This is a genomic window from Variovorax sp. GW821-FHT09A10, assembly GCF_059418385.1.
In genome coordinates this window covers 974875-995433 of the sequence record NZ_JBWKPT010000001.1, presented here as the reverse complement: position 1 = coordinate 995433, position 20559 = coordinate 974875, and the positions used below count along the sequence as shown (strand labels likewise).

The window sequence follows — 20559 nt, the reverse complement described above, 5'->3', positions numbered from 1 at the left end:
GCCATGACGACCGCTTCCGTCATCGATGTCGACTACGAACAGCCCGCGCAAGGCGCGGTCTGCGACACGCGCCACGCCTGGGCCCGCGTGCCCCCCGAGCCTTCGCCCGACGAGCGCGTTGCGCTGAAGGACCGCATCCGCCGCCTGCTGCGCGAACGCAACGCGGTGATGGTGTCGCACTTCTACGTGCACCCCGACCTGCAGGACCTGGCCGAGGAAACCGGCGGCATCGTGAGCGATTCGCTCGAGATGGCGCGCTTCGGCCGCGACCACGCCGCCACCACGCTGGTGGTGTCGGGCGTGCGCTTCATGGGCGAGACCTCGAAGATCCTCTCGCCCGAAAAGCGCGTGCTGATGCCCGACCTGGACGCCAACTGCTCGCTCGACCTGGGCTGCCCGGTCGATGAATTCAGTGCCTTCTGCGACCAGCATCCCGACCGCACCGTGGTGGTCTACGCCAACACCAGTGCGGCCGTGAAGGCGCGCGCCGACTGGCTCGTCACCTCCAGCTGTGCGCTCGACGTGGTGAACGCGCTGCACGCGGCCGGCCAGAAGATCCTCTGGGGCCCCGACCGCCACCTGGGCGACTACATCCGCCGCCAGACCGGCGCCGACATGGTCAGCTGGAACGGCGCGTGCATCGTGCACGACGAATTCAAGGCGCTCGAACTCGAGCTGCTCATGAAGGAACACCCGAAGGCCAAGGTGCTGGTGCACCCCGAGTCGCCCTCGGACGTGATCGCGCTGGCGCATGCGGTGGGTTCCACCTCGGCCATCCTGAACGCGGCGCAGCGCTTCGACGCGACCGAGTTCATCGTCGCGACCGACACCGGCATGCTGCACAAGCTGCGCACGCTGAACCCCGGCAAGACCTTCATCGAAGCGCCCACGGCGGGCAACGGCGGCACCTGCAAGAGCTGCGCGCACTGCCCGTGGATGGCGATGAACGGGCTGGTCGAACTGGCGAATGCACTGGAGACCGGCGCGGGTGAGATCCACGTCGATCCGGCACTGGGCGTGCGCGCGCGCGTGCCGATCGACCGCATGCTGGCGTTCACCGCCGGGCTGAAGAACGGCCAGGCGCCGGGCAGCCTGGTGGCCGGCATCGGCGCCGCCTGATCCTGTCTTGCTCCTTCCCCCGCTGGGGGAAGGTTGGGATGGGGGCAGGCAGAGCGTCCGATGGATACGCCGCGTGCCCCCACCCCGGCCCTCCCCCAGCGGGGGAGGGAGAAAAACCTAGAAATCCACCGTGCAGGAATCGCCCAGCGCCTCGCGCCACACGCGCACGCGCGCCAGCGACGGCCGCAGGTCGGGCAGCGCGTCGGCGATGAACACGCACAGGTTCTCCAGCGTCGGCGGATGCAGCCCCGGCACGTCGTCCAGCAGGTGGTGGTCGAGCTGCTCGCGCACGTCCTTGAGCCGGCGGCGCAGCAGGCCCAGGTCGATCACCATGCCCGTCACCGGGTCGCGCTCGCCTGCCAGCCACACCTCCGCGTGGTAGGTGTGGCCGTGAATGCGGCGGCTGCCTTCGACCTCGATCTCGCGTTTGAGCGTGTGGGCGGCGTCGAAGAAGAAGCGTTGGCTGATGGTGAAGCGCATCGTCAAAAAAAGAAACTCGAAACTAAAAAGGGGGCGCGCGTCAGCGGATGCCGGTGATCTTGTGGGTCTGCACGCTCAGGCGCCACACCGGCTGCTTCATGCATTCGGCGATGCACAGCTCGGTGTTGGCGAGCCGGTCGGGCCCGTCCATCGGCTGCAGAAAGCGGTGCGTGAACTCGCCCGTGCGCGCCATCGCATCGAGGTCGATGCCGGCCTGCGGCCACACCAGCTTCAGCTCCTGGCCGCGCTGCTGCACCCACGGCGCGCCGGCCTTGGGGCTGATGCACAGCCAGTCGATGCCAGCGGGCGCGACGACCGTGCCGTTGCTCTCGACCGCGATGCGGAAGTGCCGCGCGTGCAGCGCGTCGACCAGCGCCGCATCGACCTGCAGCAGCGGCTCGCCGCCGGTGAGCACGACCAGCCGGTGCGCGGTGTCGCCGGCGGGCCATTGCGCGGCGATGGTGTCGGCGAGCAGGTCGGCGTTCTTGAACTTGCCGCCCAGCGTGCCGTCGGTGCCGACGAAGTCGGTGTCGCAGAAACGGCAGACGGCCGTGTCGCGGTCTTCCTCGCGGCCGGTCCAGAGGTTGCAGCCGGCGAAGCGGCAGAACACGGCCGGCATGCCGGCCTGGCCGCCTTCGCCCTGCAGCGTGTAGAAGATTTCCTTGACGCTGTAGGTCATGTCGCGAGCGGCGTGTCGATTTCGAGGTTGTCGATGAGCCGCGTGCTGCCCAGCCGCGCGGCGGCCAGGGCCACGAGCGCATCGCCGGGTTGCGGCGCCTGCAGGTCGGCGCGGCGGCGCAGCACCACGTAGTCGGGCTGCCAGCCGCGCTGCGCGAGCGACTGCATGGCGCGCGCCTCGAGGGCGGCCACGTCGCGCTCGCCGGCGCGCACGGCCTCGGCCATGTCTCGCAGCGCCTTCGACAGCTGCACGGCCTCGGCGCGCTCGGTGGCGCTCAGGTAGCCGTTGCGCGAGGAGAGCGCCAGGCCGTCGTCGGCGCGGAAGGTCTCGCCGCCCACGATCTCGATCGGCAGCGCGAACTGCCGCACCATGTGGCGGATCATCATGAGCTGCTGGTAGTCCTTCTTGCCGAACACGGCCACGCGCGGCTGCACGCACTGGAACAGCTTCATCACCACCGTGCACACGCCGATGAAGAAGCCGGGGCGGAAATGCCCTTCGAGCAGGTCGGCCAGCGCCGGGTCGGGGTGCACCTTGCAGGTCTGGGGCTCGGGGTAGAGCGCCTTCTCGTCGGGCGCGAACAGCACGTCGCAGCCGGCGGCGTGCAGCTTCTCGCAGTCGCTGTCCCAGGTGCGCGGGTAGGTGTCGAAGTCTTCGTGCGGCAGGAACTGCAGGCGGTTCACGAAGATGCTCGCCACCGTGGCGTCGCCCAGCGGCTTGGCCTGGCGCACGAGCGCGAGGTGGCCCTCGTGCAGGTTGCCCATGGTGGGCACGAAGGCGGGGCGCTGGCTGGAAGACAGGTGCTGGCGCAGTTCGTCGATGGTCTTGGCGATGTACATGGTCGGTGTCCTTCTGTGCTTACCAGGCGTGGAGGCGGTCGTCGGGGAAGCTGCCGTTCTTCACGGCCTGCACGTAGGCCTGCAGCGCGGGCAGCACGCCCGGCGCATCGGCCATGAAGTTGCGCACGAACTTCGGCATCTTCCCGAGGTTGATGCCCAGCATGTCGTGCAGCACGAGCACCTGGCCGGCGGTGGCCTTGCCGGCGCCGATGCCGATGGTGGCGCAGTGCTTCAGCTCCGTGGTGAGTTCGGCGGCCAGCGCGGCCGGCACCATCTCGAGCACCAGCATGGCCGCGCCCGCGTCCTGCAGCGCATGGGCCTGCTGCTTGAGCAGCGCGCCGGCGGTGTCGCCCTTGCCCTGCACGCGGTAGCCGCCGAGCGCGTGCACGGTCTGCGGCGTCAGGCCCAGGTGGGCGCACACGGGAATGCCGCGCTCGACCAGGAAGCGCACAGTTTCGGTGGTCCAGCCGCCGCCTTCGAGCTTGACCATGTGCGCGCCGGCCTGCATCAGCACCGTGGCGCTACGAAGAGCCTGCTCGCGCGATTCTTGATAACTGCCGAAGGGCAGGTCGGCGATGAGCCAGGTCGTGCCCTGCACGCGGCGCAGGCCGCGCGAGACGCTGTCGGTGTGATAGCGCATGGCCTCCAGGCTCACGCCCACGGTGCTGTTCAGGCCCTGGCAGACCATGCCCAGCGAGTCACCGACCAGCAGGCAGTCGATGCCGGCCGCGTCGGCCATGGCCGCGAAGGTCGCGTCGTAGGCGGTGAGCATGGCGATCTTTTCGCCGCGCGCATGCATGTCGGCCAGCCGCGGCAGGCTCACGGGCTTGCGCTGCGCCAGGGGCGAGGCGGGCGGCAGCGTGCCGTAGGGCGTGGCGGCCGGGGCTTCGGACGAAGAGGTGGGTGGGGTAGGGGTGTTCGACATGGTTGGCTTTCTCCCTGCGGGCGTCGGTGGCCGGGCATCCTGAGGGTGATCGAAAGGTGACGAAGGGTGGGCTCAGTCGGCGGGCGGCACCAGCACGGTGGGTGCGGTGGGCTCGGCCAGCGAAGGGTAATCGCGACTGAAATGCAGGCCACGGCTCTCGTGGCGGGCCTGCGCGGAACGCACGATCAGCTCGGCCACCTGCACCAGGTTGCGCAGCTCGAGCAGGTCGCGCGTGACGTGGAAGTTCGCGTAGAACTCCTGGATCTCGGCCTGCAGCAGCGCGATGCGATGGCTCGCACGCTCCAGGCGCTTGTTGGTGCGCACGATGCCGACGTAGTCCCACATGAAGCGGCGCAGCTCGTCCCAGTTGTGGGAGATGACCACGGCTTCGTCGGCGTCGGTGACGCGGCTTTCGTCCCAGGCGGGCAGCGCGGCGCGTTCGCGCGACGGCGCCTGCGCAATGGCGTCGGCCGCGGCACGCGCGAACACCATGCATTCGACCAGCGAGTTGCTGGCCAGCCGGTTGGCGCCGTGCAGGCCGGTGCAGGCGGTTTCGCCGATGGCGTACAGGCCCGGGATGTCGGTGCGGCCGGCCAGGTCGCTGAGCACGCCGCCGCAGGTGTAGTGCGCGGCGGGCACCACGGGAATCGGCTCGCGCGTGATGTCGATGCCCAGCTCCAGGCAGCGCGCCAGGATGTTGGGGAAGTGTTCCTTCAGGAACGCGGGCGGCTGGTGCGAGATGTCGAGGTACACGCAGTCCAGGCCGTGCTTCTTCATCTCGAAGTCGATGGCGCGGGCCACCACGTCGCGCGGTGCGAGTTCGGCGCGTTCGTCATGTTTTGGCATGAAGCGCGTGCCGTCGGGCAACTTGAGCAGGCCGCCTTCGCCGCGCACCGCCTCGCTGATCAGGAACGACTTGGCGTGCGGGTGGTACAGGCAGGTCGGATGGAACTGGATGAACTCCAGGTTCGACACCCGGCAGCCCGCGCGCCACGCGGCGGCAATGCCGTCGCCGGTGGCGGTGTCGGGGTTGGTGGTGTACAGGTACACCTTGCCCGCGCCGCCCGTGGCCAGGATGGTGTGCGGCGCGCGGAAGGCCAGCACCTCGTCGGTCTCGTCGTCCAGCGCGTACAGGCCCTGGCACGACGGATCGGCCAGCCCGAGCTTGGTGCCGGTGACCAGGTCGACCAGCGTGTGGTGCTCGAACAGCGTGATGTTGGGCGTGCGGCGCACGCGCTCGATCAGCACCTGCTGCACGGCCGCGCCGGTGGCGTCGGTCACGTGCACGATGCGACGCTGGCTGTGGCCGCCTTCGCGCGTCAGGTGCAGGTCGCCGCCTTCTTCCGAAAAGGGCACGCCCAGCTCGCGCAGCCAGCCGATGGCCTGCGGCGCGCCCTCGACCACGAAGCGCGTGGCCTCGGGGTCGCACAGGCCGGCGCCGGCCACCAGCGTGTCTTCCACGTGGGCGTCGAAGCTGTCGCCCGCCGCCAGCACGGCCGCGATGCCGCCCTGCGCCCAGGCGCTGGAGCCGTCGTTCAGCGCGCGCTTGGTGAGCACGGCCACGCGGTGCGTGGGGGCCAGGTGCAGCGCGGCGGAGAGGCCGGCAAGGCCGCTGCCGACGATGAGGACGTCGAAGTCGCGTACGGCGGAAGTCACAGGCGTGGGAACCGGTTGGGTCAGGCGGGCGAGTAGGCCAATCTGACGTAGATGGGGGCGAAGGCCTCGGCCTGCGTGATGTCGATCAGCGTCTCCTTCGCGAGCTCGAGCATCGCGATGAAGGTGACGATCAGCACCGGCACGCCGCGCGAGACGTCGAAGAGCTTCTCGAACTCGACGAAGCGCTGGCCCTGCAGGTGGCGCAGCACGATGCTCATGTGCTCGCGCACGTTGAGCTCTTCGCGCGAGATCTTGTGGTGCTGCACGAGCTTGGCGCGCTTCATGATGTCGGCCCAGGCGTCGCGCAGCTCGACCACGTCGACGTCGGGAAAGCGCGGCTTGATCGACTGCTCGATGTAGACCTGGGCCTTCCAGAAGTCGCGCCCGTAGGTCGGCAGCGCGCTGATGGCGGCGGCCTGCAGCTTGGTCTGCTCGTACTCCATGAGCCGACGAACCAGCTCGGCGCGCGGGTCTTCGGCCTCTTCGCCGTCGGCCACCTTCTTGGGCGGCAGCAGCATGCGCGACTTGATCTCGATCAGCATCGCGGCCATCAGCAGGTACTCGGCCGCGAGTTCGAGGTTGGTCTGGCGAATTTCGTCGACGTAGCTCAGGTACTGCCGCGTCAGGCCCGCCATCGGGATGTCGAGGATGTTGAAGTTCTGCTTGCGGATCAGGTACAGCAACAGGTCCAGCGGGCCCTCGAAGGCCTCCAGGAAAACCTGCAGCGCCTCGGGCGGGATGTACAGGTCCTTCGGCATCGCGAACAGCGGCTCGCCGTAGAGCCGGGCCAGGGCGACCTGGTCGACGACCTCGGGCATGCTGGCCACGATCGTGCCGTTGTCCTCGTCTGCGCTCATGAGGCGGTTGCTATCAACTTAATAGCTGTGCGCGCAGGCTGGGCGGCGGGATGCCGGGTGGGCACCATTCACTTGGGTTGGGTCTGGTAGACGTACGGCTGCATGGGCACGCGCGCTTCGCTGTACTCCTCGAGCAGGCTGCGGTCGAGGTGCTTGTCCCAGAGCAGGGCGCGGCCAGCGCGCTGTTCGGATTCCAGCGTCGGCTTCTTTTGCTTCATCTCCTCGATGAAGTTCGTGATCTCGGAGGTGTAGTGGGGGCGGCGGAAGATGGACATAGACTGGACCTTTATCGCTCGAATTTTACCGGGGACGGCATGCAACGATTTCAGAAGGGCCGGATCGGCCTCGTGGCAGGACTGCTGGCGGCGCTGATCGGGCTCGCGGGCTGCGATCCGCAGCGCATCAGCGAGCTCGAAGAGGGCGTCTCGACCGAGGCCGACGTGCGCGCGCGTTTCGGCGAACCCGAGAACATCTGGGACGTGCCCAACGGCCGCGTGCTGGAGTTCAACCGCCAGCCGCAGGGCCAGAAGAACTACATGATCACCATCGGCGCCGACGGCAAGATGAGCGCGCTGCGCCAGGTGCTCACGCCCGAGAACTTCGCCAAGGTGCAGCCCGGCATGATGATGGAAGACCTGCGCAAGCTGCTGGGCAAGCCGGCCAAGGTCACGCCCTATGCGCTCAAGCGCGAGACCGAATGGGAATGGCGCTGGGTGCAGCCACCGAATTCGTCGATGGTCTTCACCGCCACGCTGAACGACGACCAGCGCGTGGTGCGCAGCGGGTCGTCGCCCGACCGGGGCACCGAGGCGCCCTGAGCGCGGTGCCTACAGCGCCGCTGCGTGCAGCGCCGGGCGCCGCGCGGCCCAGGGCATGGCCTGCTCGAGCTGCGCGGCGAGCTGCAGCAGCGTGGCCTCGTCGCCCATGGGCGCCATGCATTGCACGCCGATCGGCAGGTCGCCGGCCATCCCCAGGGGCAGCGAGATCGCCGGCTGGCCGGTGAGGTTGGCCAGCGGCGTGAAGGTCGCGTAGTCGAACAGGTGGTCGAAGAAACCCTGTGCATCGCGCGCGGGGTCGTCCTGGTCGAGGTAGCCCAGCGCCACGGGCGGGGTGCGCATCGTCGGCGTGAGCAGGATGTCGTGCTGCGCGAAGAAGGGCGCCACCTCGCGCGAGACCGCATTCATCTGCGCGAGCGCCAGTTCCAGGTCGAGCGCGCTCAGGCGCAGCCCGTGCTCGGCGGTGGCGCGGGTGCAGGCCTGCACCTGGCCCAGCGCCTTCTCCAGCGGCATCTGCAGCGCCTGCGCCGCGCCCGCCACGCCGGCCGCCAGCAACGAGGACCAGAAGGTGCGCGTGGCCGAGAAGAAGGCCTCGTGCGCATACGACGGCGTCGCCCATTCCACGACATGCCCGAGACCGGCGAGCGTGCGCGCCGTCGCCTCCACCGCGTCGACGCAGGGTTGCGCCGCCGGCTGCGTGCCCGGGAACTGCGTGCTCACCGCGATGCGCAGCCGGCGCGGCGCCGACCGGATGGCCTGTGCGTAGGGCTGCGCGGGCGCGGCCACCAGGAACGGATCGCCCAGCTCGGGGCCGTGCATGAGGTCGAGCGCGGCGGCGGCGTCGCGCACGGTGCGGCAGACCACGCCCTCCATGCCCAGGCCCATCAGCGGCTGGCCGTAGCCCGGGCCGGCGCTGATGCGGCCGCGGCTGGACTTCAGCCCGATCAGGCCACAGGCGGCGGCGGGCACGCGGATCGAACCGCCGCCGTCGTTGGCGTGCGCCATGGGCACGATGCCGGCGGCCACCGCCGCGGCCGAGCCCCCGCTGGAGCCGCCCGCGCTGTGCGCCAGGTTCCACGGGTTGCGCGTCGCGCCGCCGAGGGCGCTCTCGGTGGTGGCGTTGAAGCCGAGTTCCGGGGTCCAGGTGCGCCCCAGCGTGGCCAGGCCGGCGCGGCGAAAGCGCGCCATCAACGCGCTGTCTGCGGCAGCCGGCAGCCCGTCGCCGAACAGCCGGCTGCCGGCCTGGCAGCGCACGCCCTCGGCCTGCAGCACCAGGTCCTTGATGAGGAAGGGCACGCCGCCCAGCGGACCCTGCGCGTCGTGCGACAGCGGGGCGTCGAAAAGCTCGGCCATGGCGTTGATGCGCGGGTTGAGCGCGGTCGCCGCCTGGCGCGCGCACTGCTGCGCTTCGGCGGCGCTGATGTCCTTGCGGCGGATGCATTCGGCCAGCCCGGTGGCGTCGAGGCGGCTGTAGTCGGCGAGGTTCATGGCAACGGGGTCCTGTTCGTGTGTGAGGTGGGAACGCCGTGCAGCGTAGGGTGGGGTGTCCGGCAGCGGCAGTCGTTCAGATGAACGATGCGGGAATCTCCGCAACCCCCCGCGAGCGGGCGGCCCCTAAGATCGCGCCGCATGGCGCACAGCAGTTCTTCTTCGGGGTCGTGCATTCCGGCCGCACAGCTCGGCGCGCTGCTGCTCGACCTGTATCCGCGGGCCGCCGCGCCCGAGGCATCGGCCGCCGGCGGGCTGCTGGACTGGCTGGCCGGCCACATTGCGTTCGACGCCGCCTGGTTCGGCCGCTCGGTGTTCGCCGCCGGACGGCTCGAGCCGCGAGACGGCCACACCCGCGGGCTGGCGCCGGATTTCGTGGCCGACTGGTGCCGTGTGCGCCACCTCGATCCGATGGTGGCCGCGGTGATGGCACGACCGGGCCATGGCATGGCGATGGCGTCGCACGAGCTGCCGCCGGTGGGCTCGCTGCGCGCCTTCGCTTCGGACCATCGCCTTGACCGGGTGCTCAGCGTGATGCTGCATGCGCCCGATTCGCCGTGGTGGACACACCTGTCGCTGTACGGCCGCGAAGCCGCGAGCTTCGGCGCGCGCGAGCACGCGCTGCTGGAGTTGCTGATGCCTCACCTGGTTTCGGCGCAGGCGCTGCGGCTGCGGGAGACGCCGGCGCCCGGCGTCTCGGCCCTGGCGGTGCTGAGCCGGCGCGAGGCCGAGGTGGCCCGCCTGTTCGGCGAGGGCCACAGCTACAAGATGGTGGCCCGCAGGCTCGACAGTTCCCCGGCGACGGTGCGTCACCACCTGCGGCAGGTGTACGCCAAGCTCGGCGTCACGAGCAAGGTGCAGATGGCGCGGCTGGTGTGCGGCGAGGCCGCGCAGGCCTGACGAGCCCCGCCTAGGGGGTCGCTGCAGGCCGGCCCGAGGTCAGCTCCTCGGCGAAGCCCGAGCGCTCCAGCACCTCGAGCGGCTGCGGCTGCAGCGACTCGATGCGCAGCAGCCCGTCGCGCGCCAGCACCGCCCGGTGCAGTTGCCGCAGCGCATCGACGCCGGTGGCGTCGATGTAGATCAGGTGCGTGGCGTCCAGCACCAGCGTCATGCCGCGCGGTGCGCGCTCCGCGGCGTTCACTGCTTCGTCGAGCTTGGCCGCCGCGCCGAAGAACATGGCGCCGTACAGCCGGTAGGTGAGCACCGGCGGCTGCAGCGTCACCAGTTCGACGCTGAACAGCCCGCTCATGCGCCGGATGAAGAGCGCACACGCCAGCACGATGCCCACCTGCACCGCCACCGTCAGGTCGAACACCACCGTGAGGAAGAAGGTGCCGAGCATCAGCAGGCGGTAGTGGCGGCTGAAGTGGCGCAGCTGGCCGGGCGTGAACTCGCGCCATTCGCCCATGTTCAGCCCCACGAACACCAGGATGCCCGCCAGCACCGCGAGCGGCACATGGCGCGCCAGCGGCGCAGCCAGCAGCACCACGACCAGCAGCGTGACCGCATGCACGATGCCCGCGATGGGCGAGCTGCCGCCGGAGCGGATGTTGGTCACGGTGCGCGCGATGGTGCCCGTGGCCGGCATGCCGCCGAAGAAGGGCGTGACCAGGTTGGCGATGCCCTGCGCCATCAGCTCCTGGTTCGGGTCGTGGCGCGGCTGGCCGCTGACCTGGTCGGCCACGCGCGCGCACAGCAGCGACTCGATGGCGCCGAGCAGCGCGATGGTCAGCGTCGGCGTCACCAGCTGCTTGACGGTTTCCCACGAGAAATCGGGCAGCGCGAAGGCCGGCACGCCCTCGGGAATGCCGCCGAAGCGCGTGCCGATGGTCTCCACCGGCAGCGCGAAGCCCCACGACACCAGCGTGAGCGACACCAGCGCGACGATCGGCCCCGGGATGCGCCCGACGATCTGCACCGGGCGCGTCTGCACCCAGCGCCCGCCCACGCGCTGCACCGCGCGCGCCAGCGCCGAGTCGCCGCGAAACAGCCGCGACCACGCCAGCAGCCCGAGCACGCAGGCCAGCCCGAGCGCGAAGGCGTGCGGGTTGAAGGTGTCCAGCCGCAGCGCCATCGCATGCAGCTGCGAGAACACGTCGGCCGGCATGCGCTCCACCGTGAGGCCGAGCAAATCCTTGAGCTGCGACAGCAGGATCAGCACCGCGATGCCGTTGGTGAAGCCCACCACGATCGACAGCGGCACGAAGCGCACCAGCCGCCCGAGGCCGAACAGCCCTGCCATGAACAGCAGCACGCCCGCGCAGGCGGTGGCGATGAGCAGGTTGGCCACGCCGTAGCGCTCGACGATGCCGTAGACGATCACGATGAACGCGCCCGCCGGGCCGCCGATCTGCACGGCCGAGCCGCCCAGCAGCGAGATCAGGAAGCCCGCGATGATCGCCGTCCAGATGCCCGCCTCGGGCTTGAGTCCCGAGGCGATGGCAAAGGCCATGGCCAGCGGCAGCGCCACGATGCCCACCGTGGCGCCCGCGCCGAGGTCTCCCAGGAACCGCCCCCGGTCGTAGCCGGCCATCGTGTCCAGCAGGCGGGGGCGAAAGCGGGTGAGGTTCAGCGGCGACGACATGTGCGGTCATTGTGGCCCGGCCGTCGCAGCGGCCCCGCGATGTCCCGGCGGTGAGTACTTTCAGTCAGCTTATCGGCGGCGAGGCTGAAAGATACATTTTTGACGTTTAGAAACAAACATCAATGAGGTCGCCCATGCACATCCTGCTCGTCGCGAGCGCGTTCAACAGCCTCACGCAGCGCGTGCTGGCCGAGCTCCAGGACCGGGGCCACACCGCGGGCATCGTGCTGGCGCTTGGCGATGACGAGGCGCTGCGTGAAGCCGTGCGCCGGCACGCGCCCGCGCTCGTCATCGCGCCGATGCTGACCACGGCGATTCCCGAGGACGTCTGGCGCGCCCACACCTGCCTCATCGTGCACCCGGGCTCGCCCGGCGACCGCGGCCCGTCCTCGCTCGACCGGACGCTGCAGGGCGGCGTCGACAGCTGGGGCGTCACCGTGCTCGAGGCCGTGGCCGAGATGGACGCGGGCGACGTCTGGGCCTGGTCGCCGCTGAAGGTGCCGCCGCAGGCCGGCAAGAGCGACCTGTACCGCGGCGAGGTGGCCGATGCCGCCGTCGACGCCGTGCTGCTGGCCGTCGAGCGCTTCGCCTCGGGCACGTACAAGCCGAAGCGGCAGAAGGCGGCCGACCTCGCCGCCGGCTGGCGGCCCTTCATGAAGCAGGCCGAGCGCCGCATCGACTGGGCCACGCAGACCACCGAATCGGTGCTGCGGCTGCTGCGCGCGGCCGATTCGCAACCCGGCGTGCTCGACGAGCTGCTGGGGGCGCCGTGGTACCTGCACGGCGGCCATGCCGAGGACGAACTGCGCGGCACGCCCGGCGAACTGATCGCCACCCGCGCTGGCGCCGTCTGCCGCGCCACCGTCGACGGCGCGGTCTGGCTCACCCAGCTGCGGCCCTGGCGCGAACCGGGGTCCGGCCTGCCGAGCTACAAGCTGCCAGCGGTCGAGGCACTGGGCGCGCGGCTGCCCGCCGGCTTGCCCGAGGTGCCCGCGCCGCTCGAGCTGCCCGCTGGCCGCCGCACGTGGGCCGACATCCGCTACCGCGAGCATGGGCCGGTCGGCGTGCTGAACTTCTCGTTCGCGGGCGGGGCCATGAGCACCGCGCAATGCCGGCGTCTGCTCACTGCCTACCGCTTCGCCTGCACCCGCCCGACCTCGGTGCTGGTGCTCGGCGGGCTGCGCGACTTCTTCTCCAACGGCATCCACCTGAACGTGATCGAGGCGGCGGCCGATCCGGCCGAGGAATCGTGGGCCAACATCCACGCGATGAACGACCTGGTCGAGGCCGTGCTCATGACCACCGACCGCCTCACGGTGGCCGCGCTGGGCGGCAATGCCGCGGCCGGCGGCGTGATGCTCGCGCTCGCGGCCGACGAGGTGTGGTGCCGCGACGGCGTGGTGCTCAACCCGCACTACAAGCTCATGGGCCTGCACGGCTCGGAGTACTGGACCTACAGCCTGCCGCGCCGCGTGGGCGCCGACGAGGCCGCGCGGCTCACGCAGTCGGCGCTGCCCGTGAGCGCCAAGCGCGCGGTGGCGCTGGGCCTGGCGCAGCGCGTGCTGCAGGCCGCGCCGGAAGAGCTGGGTGACGAGGTCGGCCGGCTGGCCGCGCAACTGGCGGCATCGCCGGACCTGGCTGCGCGCCTAGCGGACAAGCAGGCGGCGCGTGCGCGCGATGAAGCGGCCAAGCCGCTGCAGGCCTACCGCGACGAGGAGCTGGCGCACATGCGGCGCAACTTCTTCGATCCCGCCGAGCCGCACGCGGCGTTGCGCTCGGCTTTCGTGCGCAAGGAAAAAGCGCAGCACACGCCCGCGCACCTCGCGGCGCTGGGCCTGCCGCGCTGAGCGGCTGTCAGTCCTTGCTGTCGGGAATCACCGCGTCGGCCGCTGCGCCCACCACCTTGCCGGTGATGCGCGCGGTGCCGATGGCGGCATCGGCTGCGAGGCCGACCGCGCCGGCGCCCACGCTCACGGCGGTGCTCGCGACGCTGACCACCGCGCAGCCGCTCAGCAGCAGCGCACCAGCGAGGCCGAGCGCGGAAAGGACGAGGGGGCGGAGGCGGTCACTGCGTTGCATGGGCGGATTCTGCACCCGCCGCGCTGGACCGGGCGAGCGACGCCAGGATCGCCTCGCGGTCCTGGTCCAGCCGTGGCGGTTGCCGCCGCACCTGCGTGCGCAGCCCGCCGACGTGCACCGGGTTGCCCGCCACCGTGAGCGGCTGGCCGCCCTGCGTGCGCACCTGCACCAGCATCTCGCGCGCCTGCACCTGCGGGTCGTTCACCACCGCGGCCACGTCGTTGTAGTCGCCGGTGGGGATGTTGTGCTGCATCAGCAGCGCCTGCCAGTGCGCGCAGGGCGCGGTCGACAGGCGCTCTTCGAGCACCTGCTTGAGCGCCTCGTGGTGCTGGCAGCGCGCCGGGTTGGTGGCAAAGCGCGCGTCCCCGGCGAGCGCGGGCAGCTCGAGGGCAGTGCACAGGCGCTGGAACAGCGCGTCGTTGCCCGCCGCGATCACGAACCAGCCGTCGGCCGCGCGGAACACGTCGAAGGGCGTGATCGACGGGTGCCGCGAGCCGATCGGCCCCGGCGCGCGGCCCTCGGCCTCCATGCGCGAGATCGCGTTCTCGAGCAGCGCAACTTGGCAGTCGAGCATGGCCACGTCGACCCGGTCCCCCAGCCCGGTGCGCCCGCGCTGCAGCAGCGCGGCCTGCGTGCCGACGGCCGCGTACAGGCCGGCGCCGAGGTCGCCGATCGACACGCCCACGCGCGTCGGCGGCGCGCCGGGATGGCCGGTGAGGCTCATGATGCCGCCCATCGCCTGCACCACCATGTCGTAGGCGGGGCGCCTGCTGTACGGCCCGGTCTGGCCGAAGCCCGAGACCGAAGTGAACACGAGTTTCGGAAAGCGCGCGTGCAGCGTCGGCCAGTCGTAGCCCAGCTTTTCCATCGTGCCGGGCCGGAAGTTCTCGACCAGCACGTCGGCCGTGGCCAGCAGCTGCTCGAAGACCGCACGGTCGGCCGGCGCCTTCAGGTCGAGCGCGATCGACTCCTTGTTGCGGTTGACCGACATGAAGTAGGCCGAGTCGCCTTCGACGAAGGGGCCGATCTGCCGCGCGTCGTCGCCCAGTCCGGGTTGTTCCACCTTGATGACGCGCGCGCCCAGGTCGGCGAGCAGCAGCGTGCAGTAAGGGCCCGCGAGCACGCGCGTGAGGTCGATGACGGTGAAGCCCTGCAGCGGGCCTGCCTTGGGGGCGTGCGGGCTCATTCGACGCTCGCGCCCGAGCGCTCGGTGAGTTCCTTCGATTTCGCGCCTTCGGCCAGGGCCCAGGCGCGGAACTCGGCCAGCGACTTCGACGGCGCCGACTCGTTGCCCGACTTCTCCATCCGCGCCTTGACCTCGGGGTCGTTCAGCGCCGCCACGCTGGCGTCGAACAGCTTCTGCGCCACCTCCGGCGGCAGGCCGGCCGGGCCGAAGAGGCCGAACCAGAAGGTGTAGTCGTAGCCCTTCACGCCGGCCTCGGCCACGCTGGGCACGTCGGGAAAGAGCGGCGAGCGCTGGCCCGAGGTGACGGCCAGCACGCGCAGCTTCTGGCCCTGCGCCATCGGCAGCACCGAGGGCGGCGTGCCGAAGGTGAGCTGCACGTCGCCCGCGGCCACGGCCTGGATCGACGGTGCGCCGCCCTTGTACGGTACGTGCAGCATCTGCACGCCGGCCGCCTTCTCGAACGACAGGCCCGCCAGGTGCGTCACCACGCCCGCGCCCGACGACGAGTACGCCAGCTTGCCGGGGTTCTGCCGCGCCTCGGCGATCAGCGCCTGCACGGTCTTCGCGCTCACGTCCTTGTTCACCGCCAGCAGCATCGGCGCGGAGCTCCAGCGCGAGATCGGCACGAAGCTTTTGGCGCCGTCGTACTTCACGCTCTTGTAGAGCAGCTTGTCGCTGCCGTAGAGGTTGGCGCTGCCCAGCAGCAGCGTGTAGCCGTCGGGTGCGGCGCGCGCGACCTGGTCGGACGCGATGGTGGTGCCGGCGCCTGGCTTGTTGTCGATGACGATGGGCTGGCCGAGCAGCTTGCCCAGCTTGTCGCCGACGATGCGCGCCACCGTGTCGGCGCCGCCGCCGGCGGGGAAGCCCACCAGCAGCGTGATCGGGCGCGAGGGGTAGGTGTCGGCCAGTGCGCCGGCCGAGGCCAGCAGCGCGGCGGCGGCGAACGAGAGGGCTCGCAGTTCTTGCTTCATGGGTTTGTCTCCTGGGTCTTGTGCGGGGAAGGGGCGGGCGCGCTCAGCGGCCCTGGAACACCGGCGTGCGCTTCTCGCGCCAGGCCCGGCCGCCCTCGGCGAGGTCTTCGGAGGCGACGGTGCGCTGCACCTCGCGCGAGATCTCGGTGGTGTCGGCGGTGCCGCGCGCGATCTGGTTCAGGTGCTTCTTCATGCCCAGCAGCGCCAGCGGCGCCATGCCGGCGAGCACGGTGCGCAGGCGCTGCACCTCGGCGTCGAGCGCGGCGGCGTCGTCGACCAGCTGCGTGAGAAAGCCGCAGTCGCGCATGGCGGCGCCGTCGAGCTTCTCGGCGGTGAGGAACAGCCGCTTGGCCGTGTCCAGCCCGAGCCGCGAGACGTAGCGCTCCATGCCGCTCTGGTAGTAGTGCAGGCCGAGCCGGGCGGCCGGCATGAACATCTCGGCGCTGCGGGCGCCCACGCGGAAGTCGCAGGCCAGCACGAGATCGGTCGCGCCGCCGTAGACGCCGCCGTGCACCGCCGCGATGGTGACGGCGCGGCAGTTTTCGAACACATCGACCATCTCGCCGAAGCTGCGGCCCTCGGTCTGGCTCTGGGTGGCCACTTCTGATATATCAAATCCGCTGCAGAAGTACTTGCCCTCGGCGCGCAGGACCAGCACCAGCACCTCGGGCGTGCGGTTCACTGTGTCCACATGCTGGATCAGCACAGGAAGATCGTCCGGCGTGAGCTTGTTGGCGGCCTGGGGACGGTGCAGCGTCAGGTAGGCCACATGGCCGTCGATCGCGAGGGTGGGAGACATTGATGTACCAAACAGATGAATTGATATATCTGTAAGGTTAGCTAATATCCAGATCGCCATGCAACCCGCGAAAACCCTCGACACCCACAGCCTGCAGGACCGCATCCGCGCCCGGCTCGAACAAGACATCCTGGGCGGCGTGCTGTCGCCCGGCATGGCCATCGACGAAAAGGCCCTGGCCCTGAGCTTCAACACCTCGCGCACGCCGGTGCGCGAGGCGCTGCTGCTGCTCAGTGCGCGCGGGCTGGTCGACATCGTTCCGCGCACCGGCATCTACGTGCGCCAGCTGCGGGCGAACGAACTGGTGGCGATGATGGAAGCGCTCGGCGAGCTCGAAGGCGTGCTGGCGCGGCTGGCCGCGCTGCGCATCGGCCCGGCGCTGCGCGAGGAGCTGCTGCGCGCCCTGGCCGGCACCGCCGCGCAGGCGCAGGCGGACGACGCCGAGGCCTACCAGCAGGCCAACGCCGCGCTGCACGACGTGATCTACCGCGCCAGCGGCAACCCCTTCATCGTGGAGCAGGCGCAGACCGTGCGGCTGCGCATCTCGGCCTACCGTGGGCGGATGTTCGAGAAGCCCGGCCGGCTCGCCGCTTCACAGCGGGAGCACGAACGGGTGGTCGAGTGGATTCTGAAAGGCCACGCGGACAACGCCGCGGAGGCGATGCGCGACCACATCTCGGTGGGCGGCAAGGTGTTTGCCGACCTCGTGTTGAACAACAAGTTCGGCTAGTTCTTCTTTGCGTCTTCGGATCAGCGCACGCGCATGCCCGGCGTCGCGCCGGCCCAGGGCTCGAGCACGTGGATGCCCGGGTGGGCCTTTTCGTCGCCGTGGCTCGCGGCCAGCACCATGCCTTCGCTGACGCCGAACTTCATCTTGCGCGGTGCGAGGTTGGCGACCAGCACGGTGAGCTTGCCCACGAGCTGCTCGGGCTGGTAGGCCGAGGCGATGCCGCTGAACACGTTGCGGGTCTTGCCTTCGCCCGCGTCGAGCGTCAGGCGCAGCAGCTTGGTCGAGCCCTCGACCTTCTCGCAGGCCACGATCTTCGCGATGCGCAGGTCGATCTTCGCGAAGTCGTCGATGGTGATGGTCGGCGCGATGGCTTCGCCGCCGGGGAGTTCTTGCGCTTCGGTGGCGACAGGCGCGGCGGCTGCCGCTTCGGGCACGTCGAACAGCTTGTCGACCTGCTTGGGGTCGGCGCGCTGCATCAGGTGCTTGTAGTCGCCGATGGCGTGGCCGGCCGGCAGGGCCTGCGCCGCGTCGGCCCAGGTCAGCGGCGCGATCTTCAGGAAGGCCTCGACGTTCACGGCCAGCGCCGGCAGCACGGGCTTCAGGTACAGCGTGAGCAGGCGGAAGGCCTCGATGCACACAGTGCACACGTCGTGCAGGCGCGCCTCGGCACCTTCCTTCTTGGCCAGTTCCCAGGGCTTGTTCTGGTCGACGTACTCGTTCACCTTGTCGGCCAGCGCCATCACCTCGCGCAGCGCGCGGGCGTAGTCGCGGCCGTCGTACAGCGACTGCACCTGCGTCGCCGCAGCGCGCAGCGTGGACAGCAGCGTTTCGCCGTCGGCCGACACCGCACCGAGCTGGCCGCCGAAGCGCTTGCCGATGAAGCCGGCCGCGCGGCTGGCGATGTTGATGTACTTGCCCACGAGGTCGCTGTTCACGCGCGCCACGAAGTCGTCGGGGTTGAAGTCGATGTCCTCGTTGCGGCCGTTGAGCTTGGCGGCGATGTAGTAGCGCAGCCATTCGGGGTCCAGGCCGATCGACAGGTACTTGAGCGGATCGATGCCGGTGCCGCGGCTCTTGCTCATCTTCTCGCCGCTCACCGTCAGGTGGCCGTGCACGTACACGGCGTTGGGCGCCTTGCGGCCGCTGAAATGCAGCATCGCGGGCCAGAACAGCGTGTGGAAGGTGATGATGTCCTTGCCGATGAAGTGCACCTGCTCCAGCTCGGGGTCGGCCATGTACTCGGTGTACGAGATGCCGTCGCCGCCCAGCTCGATGCAGCGCTTGTCCAGCAGGTTCTTCAGCGAGGCCAGGTAGCCCACGGGCGCGTCGAGCCACACGTAGAAGTACTTGCCCGGCGCATCGGGGATCTCGATGCCGAAGTAGGGTGCGTCGCGGCTGATGTCCCAGTCGCCCAGGCCGCCCTTGCCTTCGTCGTCCTTGTAGAGCCACTCGCGGATCTTGTTCTGCACCTCGGGCTGCACGTGGCCGGGGGCGGCGGTCCATTCCTTCAGGTAGGCCTCGCAGCGCGGGTCCGACAGCTTGAAGAAGAAGTGCTCCGAGCTGCGCAGCTCGGGCTTGGCGCCCGACAGCGCCGAGTACGGGTTGATCAGCTCGGTGGGCGCGTACACGGCGCCGCACACCTCGCAGTTGTCGCCGTACTGGTCCTTCGAGTGGCAGTTGGGGCACTCGCCCTTGATGAAGCGGTCGGCCAGGAACATGCCCTTGGCCGGGTCGTAGAACTGCTCGACGCTCTTGGTCTCGATGAGGCCGTTGGCGCGCAGGTCGCGGTAGATGTCCTGCGCCAGCTGGTGGTTCTCGGGCGCGTCGGTCGAGTGCCAGTTGTCGAAGGCGATGTGGTAGCCATCGAGGTAGGGCTTGCGACCCGCGGCGATCTCGGCCACGAAGGCCTGCGGCGTCACGCCGGCCTTGTCGGCCGCGATGGTGATGGCCGCGCCGTGCGCGTCGTCGGCGCACACGAAGTTGACGTCGGCGCCATTCATTCGCTGGTTCCGCACCCAGATGTCGGCCTGGATGTATTCCATCATGTGGCCGATGTGGAACTTGCCGTTGGCATACGGCAGGGCGGTGGTGACGAAGAGCTTGCGCGGGGCGGACATCGGGGAGGGCGCTTTCGGGAGTGACGGACGGAAGGGGCGCGGGGCCCGTGGAGGCGGCCAGGGGCCGCGTCCGGGAACCGGGCATTTTAGGCGGCCCGTCCCGCAGCCGCCGCCATGGGGCTGCTCACCCCGCCGGCGGGGTACCCGGAGTGACCCCTGAGCCCACGGGGGTGTCGCCCGTGCGACGTATGCTCGCAGCCTCTTTACTGAAAGTGAGCCGCCGCCGATGACCACCTCGATTCCCGCAACCCTCATCCCCGGCGACGGCATCGGCCCCGAGATCGTCGACGCGACCCTGGCGGCGCTCGATGCGCTGAAGGCGCCTTTCGTGTGGGACACCCAGATCGCCGGCCTGGGCGGCGTCAAGGCCTCGGGCGACCCGCTGCCCAAGGCCACGCTGGACAGCATCCGCAGCACCCGCCTGGCGCTCAAGGGCCCGCTCGAAACCCCCTCGGGCGGCGGCTACCGCTCGTCGAACGTGCGCCTGCGTGAGGAGTTCCAGCTGTACGCCAACCTGCGTCCCGCACGCACCATCATCCCGGGCGGGCGCTACGACAACATCGACCTGACCGTGGTGCGCGAGAACCTCGAGGGCCTGTACATCGGGCACGAGCACTACGTGCCCATCGACGGCGACCCGCACGCCGTGGCCATGGCCACCGGCGTCAACACCCGCAAGGGCAGCCGCCGCCTGCTCGAATACGCGTTCGACACCGCCGTGGCCACCGGCCGCAAGAAGGTCACGCTGGTGCACAAGGCCAACATCATGAAGGCGCTCACCGGCCTCTTCCTGGAGACCGGCCTGGACCTGTACGAAGAGAAGTACAAGGGCCAGTTCGAGCTCGACACCGTGATCATCGACGCCTGCGCGATGAAGCTGGTGCTCAACCCCTGGCAGTTCGACATGCTGGTGACCACCAACCTGTTCGGCGACATCCTCTCGGACCTCGTGGCCGGCCTGGTCGGCGGCCTGGGCATGGCGCCCGGCGCCAACATCGGCACCGACGCCGCGATCTTCGAGGCCGTGCACGGCTCGGCGCCCGACATCGCCGGCAAGGGCATCGCCAACCCGACCGCCCTGCTGCTGGCCGCCGCGCTCATGCTCGACCACGTCAAGCGGCCCGAGCTGGCCACGCGCCTGCGCACCGCCATCGACCAGACGCTCAACCTGGACAACGTGCGCACCGGCGACCTCGGCGGCAGCGCCGGCACGGCGGCCTTCACGAAGGCGCTGGTCGCGCGCATCAACGGCGGCTGAGAAAAGCAGACAGTGC

At 70.1% G+C, this 20559-nt stretch carries 20 protein-coding genes; 6 read left to right on the top strand and 14 right to left on the bottom strand.

The genetic code is table 11. The annotated features are described in order from the left end of the window. The first annotated feature begins 3 nt into the window (after window positions 1-3). Complete coding sequence (gene nadA / locus AC07Q9_RS04750) at window positions 4-1119, top strand: quinolinate synthase NadA (RefSeq protein WP_489059717.1); 1116 nt, start codon at window positions 4-6, stop codon at window positions 1117-1119. A 117-nt stretch (window positions 1120-1236) separates the two neighbouring features. Here nadA and AC07Q9_RS04745 read toward each other — a convergent pair whose 3' ends face one another. The 7 genes from AC07Q9_RS04745 to AC07Q9_RS04715 all read right to left on the bottom strand — a co-directional run bounded on the left by AC07Q9_RS04745 (window position 1237) and on the right by AC07Q9_RS04715 (window position 6830). After that, the gene (locus AC07Q9_RS04745; protein ID WP_495307697.1) at window positions 1237-1599 is read right to left on the bottom strand and encodes a 6-pyruvoyl trahydropterin synthase family protein; all 363 of its coding nucleotides are present in this window, start codon (window positions 1597-1599) and stop codon (window positions 1237-1239) included. 40 nt (window positions 1600-1639) lie between these two features. Then, the gene (gene queE, locus AC07Q9_RS04740; RefSeq protein WP_495305277.1) at window positions 1640-2278 is read right to left on the bottom strand and encodes a 7-carboxy-7-deazaguanine synthase; all 639 of its coding nucleotides are present in this window, start codon (window positions 2276-2278) and stop codon (window positions 1640-1642) included. After that, complete coding sequence (gene panC, locus AC07Q9_RS04735; RefSeq protein WP_495307696.1) at window positions 2275-3117, bottom strand: pantoate--beta-alanine ligase; 843 nt, start codon at window positions 3115-3117, stop codon at window positions 2275-2277. Before panC ends, queE begins: the two co-directional genes overlap by 4 nt. Before the next feature lie 19 nt (window positions 3118-3136). Next, entirely contained in the window at window positions 3137-4042 is a 906-nt protein-coding gene (gene panB, locus AC07Q9_RS04730) for a 3-methyl-2-oxobutanoate hydroxymethyltransferase (protein WP_495307694.1), read from the bottom strand. Window positions 4043-4114: 72 nt separating this feature from the next. After that, window positions 4115-5698 (bottom strand): L-aspartate oxidase, encoded by a 1584-nt coding sequence (gene nadB / locus AC07Q9_RS04725; protein ID WP_390346114.1) that lies wholly within the window; start codon window positions 5696-5698, stop codon window positions 4115-4117. 20 nt (window positions 5699-5718) lie between these two features. Then, window positions 5719-6555 (bottom strand): segregation and condensation protein A, encoded by an 837-nt coding sequence (locus AC07Q9_RS04720; RefSeq protein WP_056578351.1) that lies wholly within the window; start codon window positions 6553-6555, stop codon window positions 5719-5721. Between the two features lie 68 nt (window positions 6556-6623). Next, window positions 6624-6830 (bottom strand): DUF3460 family protein, encoded by a 207-nt coding sequence (locus AC07Q9_RS04715; protein ID WP_070061458.1) that lies wholly within the window; start codon window positions 6828-6830, stop codon window positions 6624-6626. A gap of 39 nt (window positions 6831-6869) precedes the next feature. On the opposite strand from AC07Q9_RS04715, the gene AC07Q9_RS04710 reads away from it, so the two are divergent. After that, window positions 6870-7373 (top strand): outer membrane protein assembly factor BamE, encoded by a 504-nt coding sequence (locus AC07Q9_RS04710; RefSeq protein ID WP_095743942.1) that lies wholly within the window; start codon window positions 6870-6872, stop codon window positions 7371-7373. Window positions 7374-7382: 9 nt separating this feature from the next. Here AC07Q9_RS04710 and AC07Q9_RS04705 read toward each other — a convergent pair whose 3' ends face one another. Then, the gene (locus tag AC07Q9_RS04705) at window positions 7383-8819 is read right to left on the bottom strand and encodes an amidase (RefSeq protein WP_495307692.1); all 1437 of its coding nucleotides are present in this window, start codon (window positions 8817-8819) and stop codon (window positions 7383-7385) included. 141 nt (window positions 8820-8960) lie between these two features. On the opposite strand from AC07Q9_RS04705, the gene AC07Q9_RS04700 reads away from it, so the two are divergent. Then, entirely contained in the window at window positions 8961-9719 is a 759-nt protein-coding gene (locus AC07Q9_RS04700) for a helix-turn-helix transcriptional regulator (protein WP_175497081.1), read from the top strand. Window positions 9720-9729: 10 nt separating this feature from the next. Here the strand turns inward: AC07Q9_RS04700 and AC07Q9_RS04695 are convergent, their stop codons facing one another. Continuing rightward, complete coding sequence (locus AC07Q9_RS04695; protein ID WP_495307689.1) at window positions 9730-11403, bottom strand: SulP family inorganic anion transporter; 1674 nt, start codon at window positions 11401-11403, stop codon at window positions 9730-9732. Between the two features lie 134 nt (window positions 11404-11537). Between AC07Q9_RS04695 and AC07Q9_RS04690 the strand changes: the two genes are divergently transcribed. Further along, the gene (locus AC07Q9_RS04690) at window positions 11538-13250 is read left to right on the top strand and encodes an enoyl-CoA hydratase-related protein (protein ID WP_495307687.1); all 1713 of its coding nucleotides are present in this window, start codon (window positions 11538-11540) and stop codon (window positions 13248-13250) included. 7 nt (window positions 13251-13257) lie between these two features. Here AC07Q9_RS04690 and AC07Q9_RS04685 read toward each other — a convergent pair whose 3' ends face one another. From AC07Q9_RS04685 to AC07Q9_RS04670, 4 genes are read right to left on the bottom strand one after another with little or no spacing between them, the layout of a single operon-like run. Beyond that, window positions 13258-13482 (bottom strand): hypothetical protein, encoded by a 225-nt coding sequence (locus AC07Q9_RS04685; protein WP_101489029.1) that lies wholly within the window; start codon window positions 13480-13482, stop codon window positions 13258-13260. Beyond that, a complete protein-coding gene (locus tag AC07Q9_RS04680; RefSeq protein WP_495307685.1) occupies window positions 13469-14668 on the bottom strand; it encodes a CaiB/BaiF CoA transferase family protein in 1200 nt (399 codons plus the stop codon). Before AC07Q9_RS04680 ends, AC07Q9_RS04685 begins: the two co-directional genes overlap by 14 nt. Then, window positions 14665-15639: a Bug family tripartite tricarboxylate transporter substrate binding protein gene (locus AC07Q9_RS04675; RefSeq protein WP_062478940.1), complete on the bottom strand. Its 975-nt coding sequence runs from the start codon at window positions 15637-15639 to the stop codon at window positions 14665-14667. The genes AC07Q9_RS04680 and AC07Q9_RS04675 overlap by 4 nt, the downstream gene beginning before the upstream one ends. 43 nt (window positions 15640-15682) lie before the next feature. Continuing rightward, window positions 15683-16438, bottom strand: a complete 756-nt coding sequence (locus AC07Q9_RS04670; protein WP_495307683.1) for an enoyl-CoA hydratase/isomerase family protein — start codon at window positions 16436-16438, stop codon at window positions 15683-15685. A gap of 58 nt (window positions 16439-16496) precedes the next feature. Here AC07Q9_RS04670 and AC07Q9_RS04665 point away from each other — a divergent pair, with 58 nt between their 5' ends. Next, complete coding sequence (locus AC07Q9_RS04665) at window positions 16497-17168, top strand: GntR family transcriptional regulator (protein WP_062478945.1); 672 nt, start codon at window positions 16497-16499, stop codon at window positions 17166-17168. Window positions 17169-17188: 20 nt separating this feature from the next. Here the strand turns inward: AC07Q9_RS04665 and metG are convergent, their stop codons facing one another. Continuing rightward, a complete protein-coding gene (gene metG / locus AC07Q9_RS04660; RefSeq protein WP_354343040.1) occupies window positions 17189-19285 on the bottom strand; it encodes a methionine--tRNA ligase in 2097 nt (698 codons plus the stop codon). Window positions 19286-19511: 226 nt separating this feature from the next. Here metG and AC07Q9_RS04655 point away from each other — a divergent pair, with 226 nt between their 5' ends. After that, complete coding sequence (locus AC07Q9_RS04655) at window positions 19512-20543, top strand: isocitrate/isopropylmalate dehydrogenase family protein (RefSeq protein WP_489059698.1); 1032 nt, start codon at window positions 19512-19514, stop codon at window positions 20541-20543. Window positions 20544-20559: the final 16 nt, after the last annotated feature.

What these genes read in the sequence shown, in the direction of transcription:
- AC07Q9_RS04705 (WP_495307692.1), bottom strand. Translation starts at nt 8,819, where the DNA reads ATGAACCTCGCCGACTACAGCCGCCTCGACGCCACCGGGCTGGCCGAA.
- AC07Q9_RS04655 (WP_489059698.1), top strand. Translation starts at nt 19,512, where the DNA reads ATGACCACCTCGATTCCCGCAACCCTCATCCCCGGCGACGGCATCGGC.
- AC07Q9_RS04700 (WP_175497081.1), top strand. Translation starts at nt 8,961, where the DNA reads ATGGCGCACAGCAGTTCTTCTTCGGGGTCGTGCATTCCGGCCGCACAG.
- AC07Q9_RS04685 (WP_101489029.1), bottom strand. Translation starts at nt 13,482, where the DNA reads ATGCAACGCAGTGACCGCCTCCGCCCCCTCGTCCTTTCCGCGCTCGGC.
- AC07Q9_RS04675 (WP_062478940.1), bottom strand. Translation starts at nt 15,639, where the DNA reads ATGAAGCAAGAACTGCGAGCCCTCTCGTTCGCCGCCGCCGCGCTGCTG.
- panB (WP_495307694.1), bottom strand. Translation starts at nt 4,042, where the DNA reads ATGTCGAACACCCCTACCCCACCCACCTCTTCGTCCGAAGCCCCGGCC.
- AC07Q9_RS04695 (WP_495307689.1), bottom strand. Translation starts at nt 11,403, where the DNA reads ATGTCGTCGCCGCTGAACCTCACCCGCTTTCGCCCCCGCCTGCTGGAC.
- AC07Q9_RS04665 (WP_062478945.1), top strand. Translation starts at nt 16,497, where the DNA reads ATGCAACCCGCGAAAACCCTCGACACCCACAGCCTGCAGGACCGCATC.
- AC07Q9_RS04745 (WP_495307697.1), bottom strand. Translation starts at nt 1,599, where the DNA reads ATGCGCTTCACCATCAGCCAACGCTTCTTCTTCGACGCCGCCCACACG.
- AC07Q9_RS04710 (WP_095743942.1), top strand. Translation starts at nt 6,870, where the DNA reads ATGCAACGATTTCAGAAGGGCCGGATCGGCCTCGTGGCAGGACTGCTG.
- AC07Q9_RS04670 (WP_495307683.1), bottom strand. Translation starts at nt 16,438, where the DNA reads ATGTCTCCCACCCTCGCGATCGACGGCCATGTGGCCTACCTGACGCTG.
- metG (WP_354343040.1), bottom strand. Translation starts at nt 19,285, where the DNA reads ATGTCCGCCCCGCGCAAGCTCTTCGTCACCACCGCCCTGCCGTATGCC.
- AC07Q9_RS04720 (WP_056578351.1), bottom strand. Translation starts at nt 6,555, where the DNA reads ATGAGCGCAGACGAGGACAACGGCACGATCGTGGCCAGCATGCCCGAG.
- queE (WP_495305277.1), bottom strand. Translation starts at nt 2,278, where the DNA reads ATGACCTACAGCGTCAAGGAAATCTTCTACACGCTGCAGGGCGAAGGC.
- AC07Q9_RS04715 (WP_070061458.1), bottom strand. Translation starts at nt 6,830, where the DNA reads ATGTCCATCTTCCGCCGCCCCCACTACACCTCCGAGATCACGAACTTC.
- AC07Q9_RS04680 (WP_495307685.1), bottom strand. Translation starts at nt 14,668, where the DNA reads ATGAGCCCGCACGCCCCCAAGGCAGGCCCGCTGCAGGGCTTCACCGTC.
- AC07Q9_RS04690 (WP_495307687.1), top strand. Translation starts at nt 11,538, where the DNA reads ATGCACATCCTGCTCGTCGCGAGCGCGTTCAACAGCCTCACGCAGCGC.
- panC (WP_495307696.1), bottom strand. Translation starts at nt 3,117, where the DNA reads ATGTACATCGCCAAGACCATCGACGAACTGCGCCAGCACCTGTCTTCC.
- nadA (WP_489059717.1), top strand. Translation starts at nt 4, where the DNA reads ATGACGACCGCTTCCGTCATCGATGTCGACTACGAACAGCCCGCGCAA.